General features: G+C 41.7%; 11 protein-coding genes. 10 read left to right on the forward strand and 1 reads right to left on the reverse strand.

Annotated features, from left to right (window positions below):
• Window positions 1–160 precede the first annotated feature (160 nt).
• Window positions 161–1,846: an Rqc2 family fibronectin-binding protein gene (locus SporoP17a_RS14750; RefSeq protein WP_083035385.1), complete on the reverse strand. Its 1,686-nt coding sequence runs from the start codon at window positions 1,844–1,846 to the stop codon at window positions 161–163.
• A 295-nt stretch (window positions 1,847–2,141) separates the two neighbouring features.
• Here SporoP17a_RS14750 and gmk point away from each other — a divergent pair, with 295 nt between their 5' ends.
• From gmk to rsgA, 10 genes are all read left to right on the forward strand, one after another.
• The gene (gmk, locus tag SporoP17a_RS14755) at window positions 2,142–2,759 is read left to right on the forward strand and encodes a guanylate kinase (RefSeq protein WP_083035386.1); all 618 of its coding nucleotides are present in this window, start codon (window positions 2,142–2,144) and stop codon (window positions 2,757–2,759) included.
• Window positions 2,760–2,762: 3 nt separating this feature from the next.
• Complete coding sequence (rpoZ, locus tag SporoP17a_RS14760; RefSeq protein WP_083035387.1) at window positions 2,763–2,987, forward strand: DNA-directed RNA polymerase subunit omega; 225 nt, start codon at window positions 2,763–2,765, stop codon at window positions 2,985–2,987.
• Between the two features lie 77 nt (window positions 2,988–3,064).
• On the forward strand, window positions 3,065–4,285 hold the full coding sequence (gene coaBC, locus SporoP17a_RS14765) for a bifunctional phosphopantothenoylcysteine decarboxylase/phosphopantothenate--cysteine ligase CoaBC (RefSeq protein WP_083035388.1): 1,221 nt from the start codon (window positions 3,065–3,067) through the stop codon (window positions 4,283–4,285).
• On the forward strand, window positions 4,275–6,683 hold the full coding sequence (gene priA, locus SporoP17a_RS14770) for a primosomal protein N' (protein WP_083035389.1): 2,409 nt from the start codon (window positions 4,275–4,277) through the stop codon (window positions 6,681–6,683). The genes coaBC and priA overlap by 11 nt, the downstream gene beginning before the upstream one ends.
• Window positions 6,684–6,712: 29 nt before the next feature.
• Window positions 6,713–7,204: a peptide deformylase gene (def, locus tag SporoP17a_RS14775; protein ID WP_083035390.1), complete on the forward strand. Its 492-nt coding sequence runs from the start codon at window positions 6,713–6,715 to the stop codon at window positions 7,202–7,204.
• Window positions 7,201–8,139, forward strand: coding sequence for a methionyl-tRNA formyltransferase (gene fmt / locus SporoP17a_RS14780; protein WP_083035391.1), 939 nt, complete (start codon window positions 7,201–7,203; stop codon window positions 8,137–8,139). Before def ends, fmt begins: the two co-directional genes overlap by 4 nt.
• Window positions 8,136–9,476, forward strand: coding sequence for a 16S rRNA (cytosine(967)-C(5))-methyltransferase RsmB (rsmB, locus tag SporoP17a_RS14785; RefSeq protein WP_083035392.1), 1,341 nt, complete (start codon window positions 8,136–8,138; stop codon window positions 9,474–9,476). The genes fmt and rsmB overlap by 4 nt, the downstream gene beginning before the upstream one ends.
• Before the next feature lie 28 nt (window positions 9,477–9,504).
• Entirely contained in the window at window positions 9,505–10,263 is a 759-nt protein-coding gene (locus tag SporoP17a_RS14790; protein ID WP_083035393.1) for a Stp1/IreP family PP2C-type Ser/Thr phosphatase, read from the forward strand.
• The gene (pknB, locus tag SporoP17a_RS14795; protein ID WP_083035394.1) at window positions 10,260–12,263 is read left to right on the forward strand and encodes a Stk1 family PASTA domain-containing Ser/Thr kinase; all 2,004 of its coding nucleotides are present in this window, start codon (window positions 10,260–10,262) and stop codon (window positions 12,261–12,263) included. Before SporoP17a_RS14790 ends, pknB begins: the two co-directional genes overlap by 4 nt.
• 12 nt (window positions 12,264–12,275) lie before the next feature.
• Window positions 12,276–13,157 (forward strand): ribosome small subunit-dependent GTPase A, encoded by an 882-nt coding sequence (rsgA, locus tag SporoP17a_RS14800; protein ID WP_083035395.1) that lies wholly within the window; start codon window positions 12,276–12,278, stop codon window positions 13,155–13,157.
• The last annotated feature ends 2 nt before the right edge of the window (window positions 13,158–13,159 follow it).

Raw genomic sequence — 13,159 nt, forward strand, 5'->3', positions numbered from 1 at the left:
TTTTATTTTGAAAAAGAAACGAGAGCAGAGTACCGTTGATCCACTTTCCACATAGTGAGCCAACCGTTGTTTTTTACTTCTGTTGAATATTTAGTAGGAAAACAGCTGACGACCTTTATTGGTAAAGAAGGTTGTCAGCTGTTTTCAAGAGTTACCTATTTTATTTCCGAAGCTTACGTACTAAATCTTCTTCAGGTGTAACGAATACAGTCTTCTGCTCAAAGTAGATGACGAAGCCTGGTTTTGCGCCTGAAGGCTTTTTTACGTGACGAATTTCTGTGTAATCAACTGGTACGGAAGATGATTCACGGGCTTTGCTGAAGTAGGCGGAGAGGCCGGCTGCTTCTTCGATTGTTTGAGCGTCTGGATCGGCATCGTGAATGACGACGTGTGAACCTGGTATGTCTTTTGTGTGAAGCCATACGTGATCCCGAGCTGCCAGTTTGAATGTCAAGTAATCATTTTGCTTATTGTTTTTACCTACTGAGATCGGAATCCCTGTGGAAGATACAAATGCCTCCGGTTTAGGCTTCTTCAGTTTTACTTTCTTTTTCCCTCTACGGGCACGCATGAATCCTAGTTCTACTAATTCTTGACGTATTTCTTCTATATCGATTGGAGAAGCTTGGTATACTTGCTGTCTAACCATTTCGAAATATTCGATGTCATCTTTGGTTTTTTCAAGTTGTTCCGCAATCCGAATAAGAGCTGTTTTTGCTTTTGAGTAACGAGAGAAATAGTGTTGCGCGTTATCAATTGGTGATTTTCTTGGATCGAGTGGAATGGTGACGGTTGTGCCTTGTTCGTAATAGTTTTCTACAGTTACTTCTTTATCGCCTTTATGCAACATGTAGCTGTTCGCGGTTAATAGTTCACCGTATAATTTCAATGTATCCAAGTCTTGCGCTGTCTCTTGTTCTCTTCGCAATTTCTTTGTTTTGTTTTCCAATTTAGCGATCTCATTTGACAACCAACGTTCTAGATCGATGGCCTGGGATTTCACGCGTTCCCGTTCTGCTCTGGCAAAATAGACTTTGTCGAGTAAATCACCTAATGTAGAAAACGACTGTGTTGTTCCTTGTGCATGTGTTAATTCAATTGCGGAGAATACAGTTTTTTTATCATTTTCCACGACGGTCGGTTTCATTGCATCTCGAGTGAAACTCTCAAGAAATGTTCTCCACACGGTAAATGCCAGGTGGTTGCCTTCTAAACGGTATACTAATTCTGCAGCTGTTACTGGAGAAAAGCCTGCAAATTGTTTTACTATATCTTTCGGTTCTTGCAGTGCCCCTACTAGTGTATTGAATTCAGTTTCAGTTACATTGAATGGATCCAATTTATCTTGTGGTGGCGCCGGAATATACGGTTGTCCAGGTAAAACAGTACGGTAACTGTTAACGGAAGGCGGTAAATGTTTCATGCTGTCAATAATCATATCACGTGAAGCATCGAGTAAAATCAAGTTACTATGTCGCCCCATGATTTCAATGACTAGTTTCCGTTCAATCTGGTCACCCAATTCATTTCGAGCTTGGACATGGAGATTCACAATCCGATCATTTTCATGCTGTTCAATCGACGTAATCATTCCGCCCTCCAGTTGTTTGCGTAATACCATACAAAATAGCGGCGGCTCCGGCGGGTTTGTTAACACTTCATCAGTCAATTGTAATCTGGAAAATGAAGGATGTAGCGATACTAATAATTTGTGATTTTTATTACTAGCACGGATTTGAAAAATAATTTCTTGTGAATTCGGCTGATGAATTTTCGAAATCCGACCAGTCTTCAGTTGTTGCAGTTCGCTTACTATTGCTTTCGTAAATAAACCATCAAATGCCATACGGATTCCTCTTTCATTTCGTTTTGTTCCATTTTAGCACTCATCGTATGATTATGGTATAATATGAACAGATTGCACACATGGGCCTATTCAGTTTAACGATAAAATTCTAGTATCTTTTGGACTTTCTTGTTAAAGTTAAATATTAGGAAGCGTTACTAGTTGATTGAAGCGTAAAGCGACTCTTAGGGAAACAGCAATCTTCTTTGCCCCTAGAAATCGTTCGTCATAAGCAAAAATCAACGGTGCGTAACAGGTATGACGTGCTAATGAATACATAACAAAGAGGGATTATATGTACAAACATCGAGGACTCCTAATCGTCCTTTCTGGTCCATCCGGCGTCGGAAAAGGAACCGTACGAAAAGAACTATTTTCAAGTCCGGATACCAATTATGAATACTCTATATCCATGACGACAAGAAATCCGCGTGAAGGGGAAGTGGACGGCGTTGACTACTTCTTCCGTTCGAAACAAGTATTCGAAGACATGATCGCAGAAGGAAAGCTTCTTGAATACGCAGAATATGTAGGGAATTACTACGGAACGCCACTCGACTACGTCAACGCAACACTCGATGCTGGGCGTGATGTGTTCCTTGAAATCGAAGTAGTCGGTGCAGCGCAAGTGCGTGAAAAAGTACCAAACGGTCTATTTATTTTCCTAGCGCCTCCAAGTTTAAGTGACCTGGAAACTCGTTTGATCGGGAGAGGTACAGAAGCATCTGACATCATTGCAGATCGCGTATTAAAGGCAAGAGAAGAACTCGAAATGATGCATCTGTACGATTATGTAGTAGAGAATGACGAGGTCTCCAAAGCATGTGATCGGATCAATGCGATTGTCACGGCAGAGCATTGCAGAAGAGAACGTGTAGAAAAGAGATACTTACAAATGTTGGAGGGAGAATAAACTATGTTATATCCATCAGTTGATTCACTAAAAGGAAAAGTTGATTCTAAATACACACTGGTTACACTGGCAGCTAAGCGTGCACGTGAACTACAAGAAAAACAAGACGAAACTCTACATTCATATCGTTCAGTAAAAAGTGTTGGTAGAGCTCTTGAAGAAGTGGCGGCAGGCGTCTTGATCAACGCGGCAGCAGATGAATCAATTATTTACGAAGACGAAGTTTGATTTGAAATAAAAAACAACTCCCTTGGAATTCAAACGTTCTCAGGGAGTTTGTTATTTTTGGAAAGGAAGAGGGCTCCATGAAGATAGATAATAAAAATATATTACTCTGCGTCACAGGTGGTATCGCGGTGTATAAAGCTGTTGCGTTGGTCAGCAAGTTAAGTCAGGCAGGCGCGAATGTAAAAGTCGTAATGACTGATTCTGCGAAAGAGTTCGTTCAACCGTTATCCTTCCAAGTGATGTCACGCAATGATGTATATTTTGATACATTTGATGAAAAAGATTCTCGCGTCATCGCGCATATTGATTTAGCAGACTGGGCCGATTTAGTAGTCGTAGCGCCTGCTACAGCTAATGTAATCGGCAAGCTTGCAAACGGAATTGCTGACAATATGGTGACCACTATTTTACTTGCAACACAAGCAGACGTTTGGATTGCGCCTGCAATGAACGTACATATGTATGCCCACCCCGCTGTTATGCGCAATATTGATCAATTACATGTGGATGGTTATCAGTTTATTGAACCGTCAGAAGGTTTTTTGGCTTGTGGTTATGTAGGTAAAGGTCGCTTGGAAGAGCCTGAAAAAATTACTGAATTAATTAGCCATCACTTTACTGAAGTATCCCATCAACCTTTACGTGGGAAAAAAGTTGTCATTACAGCTGGTCCGACTCGCGAACGTATAGATCCTGTCCGTTATGTATCGAATTTCTCAAGTGGCAAGATGGGGTACGCGATGGCGGAAGCGGCACAGAAGCTGGGGGCTCATACTGTATTAATTTCAGGGCCTGTCGAGCTACCGGTTCCGACAGGCGTTCAAGTGATGCATGTGGAAAGTGCAGCTGAAATGCTCGATGCTGTAGTCAGTCAGTATGATGATGCCTCCATTGTAGTGAAATCGGCAGCTGTTGCAGACTATCGACCGAAAAACATACATGGCCAGAAAATGAAGAAGAAAGATGGCGATGATGTACTTGAATTGGAACGGACGACCGACATCTTACAGACACTTGGAAAGCGTAAAGAGAATCAATTGCTCATTGGTTTTGCAGCAGAAACGACAGATGCGATTGCTTACGGACAGAAGAAATTAGAATCTAAAAATCTGGATTATATCATCGTCAATGATGTTACCGACCCTGGTGGCGGTTTTGGTAGTGACACAAATGTTGTGACCTTGCTTTCTAGAGAAGGAGAAGTAATTCCTTTTTCCGCTATGCCGAAAGTGCAACTGGCCAAACAGTTATTTGAAACCATTCTTCAGCAAGAAAGTAGTCCATTGCATGATCGCTGAAGTCATTGTAGATGTAGCAGCTTATCCAATTGACCGGCCGTTTGATTATGCGGTTCCTATTGATTGGGAACATGTAATGGAGCCAGGGTTACGGGTCAAAGTTCCTTTTGGTCCACGAAAAGTTGCTGGCTATGTGACGGGTATTAAAGAGGAAAGCGAACTGGATCATAATAAAATCAAATCGATAGCCGAAATTATAGATTTGGAGCCGGTGCTATCTACTGAATTATTAGCATTGTCGAAATGGATGGCAACGGAAACAATTGCTTATGAAATCGATGCACTACAAGTCATGTTGCCAGCGGCTATGCGTGCTAAATACGAAAAGGTCATGACTGTGGTCAAACCAGAGGAGCTTGATGACTCGTTCCGCTCATTTTTGGGCAATCGCCAGCAAGTCACATTGAAAGTACTTCAAGATGCGAATTTATTAAATGAAGTGAAGAAATACAATAAACTAGGGGTTGTCGAAATTGATACGGCAATCCAACAGAAAACTAAAATGAAAAAAGTACGCATGATTCATGTGCCAGATGCGAAACAACTGGAAACAGCGTTGGAAGAAGTACATCCAAATGCCAAAAAACAACAAGAACTACTTCGTTGGCTGTTGTTGCATCCGACAGAATCAGTAGAAGCGAGCAAAATCCTCGATGAATCCGGCGTTACAGCTACTGTTTTGAAATCACTTGTGGATAAAAAGATAGTAGAACAATCACAAGTTGAAGTGTACCGTGAATTAGAATCACCCAAAATGCTTGATAGCGGTAAACCAGAACAACTAACAGACGAACAGCAAGTAGCCCTTTCCGCTATTGAACAGTCAAGTGACAAGAACATTCAAGAAACATTTTTACTTCATGGAATTACGGGTAGTGGCAAGACGGAAGTGTACTTACAGGCTATCGATCATGTGTTAAAGCAAGGGAAAGAAGCGATTGTGTTAGTACCTGAGATCGCTTTAACACCTCAAATGACAGCCCGATTTAAAGGCCGATTCGGAGAATTAGTTGCAGTCTTGCATAGTGGTTTATCCGCTGGTGAAAAATATGATGAATGGCGTAGAATTCATCGTGGTGAAGTGAAAGTTGCGATTGGTGCACGTTCAGCAGTCTTTGCTCCTTTCTCGAATTTGGGATTACTAATTCTGGATGAAGAACATGAGACCACCTATAAACAAGAAGAATCTCCGCGATACCATGCACGAGATGTAGCTATTTGGCGCGCTGAATACTATCAGTGTCCTGTTATATTAGGAAGTGCGACACCTTCATTGGAGACTTATGCTCGAGCTTCCAAAGGTGTGTATTCATTATTAACTCTATCAAAACGAGCGAAAAATCAAGCATTGCCGAGTGTTGAAGTAGTGGATATGCGCGAAGAACTCAAATCAGGAAATCGTTCGATGTTTTCTTTGGCGCTTGCCGAAGGGATTCGTGAACGATTGGCACGAAAAGAACAAATTGTCCTACTGCTTAATAAACGTGGATTTTCGAGTTTCGTGCTCTGTCGTGATTGCGGGACGGTTGTTGAATGTCCAAATTGCGATATTTCATTGACATACCACCGCGCAAGTGAGAGTTTGAAATGTCATTATTGCGGTCATGAAGAACGAGTACCTACCGAATGTCCAGAATGTACAAGTGAGCATATTCGGTTCTTCGGAACAGGAACACAAAAAGCGCAAGAGGAATTATATAAATTAGTCCCTGAAGCCCGTGTAATTCGGATGGATATTGATACGACGAATACAAAAGGCGCTCATGAACGTTTGCTATATGATTTTGGTGAAGGAAAAGCAGACATTTTACTTGGAACTCAAATGATAGCCAAGGGACTGGATTTTCCACGTATCACGTTAGTTGGCGTATTGGCGGCTGACACATCGCTTCATTTAGCAGACTTCCGTGCTGCCGAGAAAACATTCCAATTATTGACGCAGGTGAGCGGAAGAGCGGGACGTGATCATCTACCAGGTGAAGTAGTTATTCAGACGTATGACCCTGAGCATTACGCGATTGAATTATCCAAAACGCAGAATTATGTTCCTTTTTATGAAATGGAGATGGATCGACGAAGGCAACTCGGTTATCCTCCATATTATTTTGTAACGGTTATCCAGTTCAGTCATGAAGATGTATTAAAAGCCGCTGACTATGCACATAAAGGCACTGAATTTATCGCGGAGCGTCTATCTCAAGGTACAGTTATCATTGGACCGACAGCCGCCGCTATCAGTCGCCTCAACAATAGATATCGCTATCAAAGTTTGATAAAATACAAACATGAACCCGCACTTATACCGGTTCTGCAACAACTTTTGAAACACTATAAAACAAGTTGGGCAAAAGACGGCTTGGTCATGTCGATTAACCGTGAACCAACATCGATCTTTTAACCTCCCTTCGAAGAAATGAGGAAATTATTTTGACTATATTAAAAATTATACAGCACCCATCACCTATTCTCACAACACCATGTGAGGAAGTGACCGTTTTTGACGATGAATTGGGTGTCTTACTTGATAATATGCATGAAACGATGATTGAACATGATGGCGTTGGCATAGCAGCTCCACAAGTTGGTAAATCTATTCGTGTGGCGATTGTAGACTTCGACGAAGAACAAGATATTATCGAAATGATCAATCCAGTCGTCACAGCGACTGGAGGGTCCGAAGTAGAAGTAGAAGGATGCTTAAGTTTTCCTGGATTATTCGGAGAAGTAGAGCGTCCTTTCCATGTGCGCATTGAGGCACAAGAACGTGATGGTAAGCTATATGAATTAGAAGCGGAAGGCTATGAAGCGCGTGCAATCCTGCATGAAATCGACCATTTGAATGGAATTTTATTCGACAAGAAGATTCAACGTGTCGTGGATCCATCTGAATTCGAAGATGAAGAGGAGGATGACGAATGACAAAAATCGTATTCATGGGAACGCCTGAATTTTCTGTAGGTGTTTTGACGATGCTATATAACGAAGGATATGAAATCCTGGCTGTCGTGACCCAACCGGATCGTCCAGTCGGCCGTAAGCGCGTATTGACACCACCTCCTGTCAAGGAAGAAGCAATGCGTTTAGGGTTGCCTGTCATTCAGCCTGAGAAGCTAAAAGGCTCTGCAGAGTTGCAGGAAATCCTCGAACTGAAGCCGGACTTAATAGTGACAGCTGCATTCGGACAATTGCTTCCGAATGAACTGCTCGAAGCACCGAAACTCGGTTGTATAAATGTTCATGCTTCTTTACTTCCTAACTATCGTGGCGGTGCACCGATTCATCAGGCAGTTATGGATGGCCAGAAAGAAACGGGCGTTACGATTATGTACATGGCGGAGAAACTGGATGCAGGTGATATCATCTCACAAGTCACCACTCCAATTGAAAAAACAGACGATACGGGAACGATGTTTACCAAATTGTCTATAGCAGGAACTACATTATTAAAAGAAACGTTACCTTCCATTATTGATGGCACGAACGAGCGTATAGTACAAGATGAGACACAAGTGACGTTTGCTAGAAATATCTCGAGAGAACAGGAACGAATTGACTGGACAAGTCCAGCTCGTTCGATCTATAACCAAGTACGGGGGCTACACCCGTGGCCTGTCGCTTATACAAAATTTGCTGGTGATCAAGTAAAAATTTGGTGGACACAGGTGGAGGAGCAAGTATCAGATGCAACGCCTGGAGAAATCATCGGTCTGGAAAAAGACCGTATTATTGTTCAGACAGGTGAGGGCGCGTTAGCCATTACCGATTTACAACCAGCTGGAAAAAAACGCATGACAGCTACCGTATTCTTAAATGGAATCGGGTCAAAATGGCAAGTGGGAGACAAATTTGAATGACAAATTATAAAAAGAAAATTTGGCGCGGCAATGTACGTGACGCAGCTTTATCTATGTTGATGCAAATAGAAGAAGAGCAAGCGTATAGTAATTTACTGCTTCATAAAACCATTGACATCTATGATCTTCAGCCAAAAGACCGTGCATTATTGACGGAATTAACGTATGGTACATTACAACAACAAATGACACTGGATTATTATTTAGCACCATTTGTTAGAGGGAAGCTACAACCATGGGTACGTCAGTTACTTCGACTATCCGTTTATCAAATCATTTACTTATCTAAAATCCCCGAGCATGCCGTTGTCAATGAAGCAGTAAAAATTGCCAATAAGCGAGGACATAAAGGTGTTTCATCCATGGTCAATGGAATTTTGCGTTCGATTTTGCGTGAAGGTGTACCTTCTTTGGATGAAATTGAAGATCCTGTCACTCGATTGTCTATAGAGACAAGTCACCCTGAATGGTTGATTCGAAGATGGATTGAGCAATACGGCATGGAAGAAGCTACGGCTGCGGCAGTTGTCAATAATCAACCGCCCATCACAACTGCGCGAATCAATAGAACGAAAACCAATATTGGCGAAGTAATTGGCTTGCTGAAGAAAGAAGGGATTACAGCAATAGCTGGTACTCTATCTGACAGTAGTATCCAAGTGGAGTCAGGCAACCTCGCTTCTACAGAAGTGTTTAAACAAGGCTTGCTGACAATTCAGGATGAGAGCTCCATGCTTCCAGCTATCGCATTACAAGTGGAACCAGGTATGCGTGTACTGGATATGTGTGCGGCTCCTGGTGGTAAAACCACACATATCGCAGAACGTATGAAAAATGAAGGAGAAATTCAAGCACATGATCTGCACCCTCATAAATTACGTTTAATTGACCAAAATGCAGAGCGTCTTGGATTGACTACCATCCATACAAATAGTGGGGATAGTCGAGAGTTATTGAAAACATATGAACCTCAATCTTTCGACCGAGTGTTAGTGGATGCACCGTGTAGTGGATTAGGGGTTATTCGTAGAAAGCCTGAAATTAAATATAAAAAAACTATACAAGACATTGAAAAACTAACAGTCATTCAAAAAGAATTACTTGAAGTTGCCTGTCAGTTGGTGAAAAAAGACGGTCTCTTAGTTTATAGTACATGTACGATTGATAAATCGGAGAACGAAGAAATTGTTGAATGGTTCTTGAGAGAACAGCCAGACTTCACACTCGTTCCGCTTCCTATTCTAGAAAATGACAGTGAACACCGCCACTTGCAAATATTACCGCACGACTATCAAAGTGACGGATTTTTTGTAGCGACTTTACAAAGAATCAACTAACCTGACCAATTGGAATGGAGGGTAGCCTATGGAATATGAAATACGCTCAGATACAGGACGGAAACGTACGGTGAATGAAGATGACGCCGCCGTTTTCGTTCATGCAAAAAAGCATACGATACTCGCAGTCATTGCAGACGGAATGGGCGGTCATAAGGGCGGAGATTATGCTAGTGCCACAGCAGTGCGTATGATAGGCGAGCAATTCATGTCCGCGGACGATGAAGTAGTAACGGAGCAAGATTGGATTGACTTGCTGTATGATGCAGTGGTAGATATTAACCAGTTTTTGTACACAACTGCGCAGGAAGATGACGCGTATAAAGGTATGGGGACTACGCTAGACGTCGCGCTACTATTGAATGATCACTGCGTAGTTTTTCATGTGGGAGACAGTCGGATTTATCAAGTGACAGGCAAAGCGATTCGTCAAATAACAAAAGACCATTCATTTGTTAATGTGTTGCTAGATAGCGGTGAAATTACGGAACAGGAAGCTGAAGTGCACCCGCAGCGTAATTGGATTATGAAGGCGGTAGGCTCAGAGAAATCGATCGTACCTGACCGCTATTCATTTCCGTTACTATCACACTCGTTTCTATTACTTTGTACGGATGGGTTAAGCAATAAGATCGAAAAGGAAACCATGCTTGATATTATATTGAATGAAAATTCATTAGCAAACAAAGCGGATGAATTTATAGACTTGGCGAACCAGCGTGGTGGGGAAGACAATATTACCGTAATACTACTGGCTATTCCCGAAATTGAGGTGACTCCCGTATGATTGGAAAACGAATCGGTAAACGATACGAAATTATTCGGGTGATTGGCGACGGGGGTATGTCCAGAGTTTACTTGGCGCACGATATTATTCTTGACCGTGATGTAGCGATCAAAGTTCTGCATTATGACTTTAGTAATGAAGAGGAATTAAAAAAACGTTTTCAGCGAGAAGCACTTTCAGCTACGAGCTTAACACATCCTCATATTGTAAATATTTTTGATGTCGGCCAGGAAAATGAACTCCATTACTTGGTGATGGAATACATAGCCGGTAAAACATTAAAAGACTATATTCATACGTATGGTGCATTGTCTGCAGAACACGCTGTATCTATTATGAAACAGCTTGTATCCGCCATATCACACGCTCATCATAATGGTATTATTCATCGTGATATTAAACCTCAAAATGTTTTGATGAACGGTGGGGAAGATGTCAAGATAACGGATTTTGGAATTGCGATGGCTTTAAATTCTACCGCACATACAAAGACGAACTCTGTTATTGGAACTGTTCATTATTTATCACCTGAGCAAGCTAGAGGCGGTATGGCGACAAAACGATCAGATATCTATTCACTCGGTATCGTATTTTATGAATTACTGACAGGGGAGTTACCATTTTCAGCGGAGACGGCAGTAGCGATTGCGTTAAAGCACTTACAGGAAGAAACGCCATCTGTCCGTGAACAGTATCCTGACATACCTCAAAGTGTAGAAAATGTCATTTTAAAAGCAACAGCTAAAGATTCAACCTATCGCTATGCGACTACAGATGATATGTATGATGATTTACTAACTGTTTTATCTCCTGATCGTTTGAATGAAAGTAAATTCACTTTACCATTTGATGATGATAAGACCATGGCTATCCCCGCTATTAAAGACGTCCCAAATTCTACTGTTGCGGAAGAAACTATGAAAATCGCTCCTGTAAAACCCGAACCAGTAGCACCATTGAAAAAGAAAAAGAAGAAATGGCCGTTTGTAGTAGCAGGTAGCATATTGCTTCTCGCGTTTCTGACATTTTTATTAGTAATGATGATGAAACCGAAAGAGATCATTGTACCTGAAGTAGTGGGAGAAGAAGAACTTGTCGCTACAGAGATACTTGAAAAAGAGGGCTTTGTCATAGATGAGCGTTTTGAAGAAACGTCAGATGAATACACAGTAGGGCAAGTAATTAAAACAGTCCCTCAAGCGGGAAAGAAACGTAAAGAAGGAGACGGCGTAAAATTATTTATCAGCGCAGGGAAAGATCCGATGGTGCTTAGTGAGTATACGGGGCGTAATTTTGAAGCAACTAAACGCTTTTTAAATGGCTACGGCTTTTTATCCATTGAATCAGTAGAAGTCTTTTCTGACGAGCCAAAAGGAACTATTCTTAGCCAACAGCCTGAAGCAGATCAATCTGTCATTCCTGAAGAAACGGAGTTGATCTTCACTGTAAGTAAAGGCAAAGAGTTGCAATCACTTGATGATTTATCGGGCATGTCTGCCAAACAATTAGAGGACTATGCGAAAAAATCCGGCCTGAAAATCCACATTGTCAGGGAAGAACATTCGGATAAAGTCGATAAAGGATATGTGATTTCTCAGAAACCTTCTAAAGGAGAAGAATTGGAAAAAGGGGCACGAGTGGACGTTGTCATTTCGAAAGGTCCTGCTTCCAAGCCGATTAAGTTGTTAGTGAAGACTGTGACCATTCCGTATAACTATCCCGACGAACCAGAAGCTGAACATGAAGATGATGAGGAAGACGAAATAGATGCAGAAAAAGACCCGAAACCTCATCCGGAACTCGTTCCTCAGAACGTCCAGATTTATGTGCAGGATCGCACGCACACAATGAATGACCCTATTGAGGAGTTCGAGATTACTGAAGATACGACACGCAAGATTACGATCGAACTTCAAGAAGGAGAGCGCGGGGGATATAAAATTATGCGTGATCAAACCGTGATAGAGGAAGATAAGTTCAACTACACAGATTTGGAATAGAGGAGGAGTTCGATGGCTGAAGGCCAAATTCGTAAAGCAATCAGTGGGTTCTATTACGTAGAGCATAATGGGGAATTAATTCAATGTAAAAGCCGTGGTGTTTTTCGTTTAAAGAAAATTAGTCCCTTGGTGGGGGACTTCGTTACGTATGTTCCTGACGGAGCCAATGATGCGACGATTACAGATGTTCATCATAGGAAGAGCGAGTTAGTGAGACCGCCCATTGCCAATGTAGATCAAGTGTTGCTGGTCTTTTCGGTCGTGGAACCCAATATGAGTCTTCGTTTACTAGACCGTTTCTTAACGGTCATAGAATCACATCAGTTGGAACCGATCTTATACATTTCTAAAGAAGATCTCGCCAATCCCGAAATACTAGAAGAGAATGAAAAAAACCTTGCATATTATCGACGTATCGGATATACGATTCTGCGCAATGTAGAGAATAAGCATTCATTGCTTGAAACTCTTCGCCCGTATTTCAGTGATAAAACTACCGTACTTGCAGGTCAGTCAGGTGTGGGGAAATCTACATTATTGAACACACTATTACCTGAACTGCAACTAAAAACCGGTGTGATATCAGATGCGCTTGGACGAGGGAAACATACTACACGTCATGTAGAGTTACTGGAAGTGGCGGGCGGTTTGGTAGCAGATACGCCTGGGTTCAGTTCCTTAGATTTCGAACATATTGAAAAAGAAGAACTACGGGATTATTTCGTAGAGATTTCAGAAGCGGGAGCAAATTGTAAATTTAGAGGATGTCTCCACATGAAAGAACCAGGTTGTGCAGTGAAAGCACAAGTGGAAGAAGGAATGATTTCAGAAAATCGCTATAAGAATTACTTGCTGTTCTTGCAAGAAATTACGGATAGAAAGCCGAGGTATTGATT

The organism is Sporosarcina ureae (genome assembly GCF_002082015.1).
GTDB classification, from domain to species: Bacteria; Bacillota; Bacilli; order Bacillales_A; family Planococcaceae; genus Sporosarcina; species Sporosarcina ureae_A.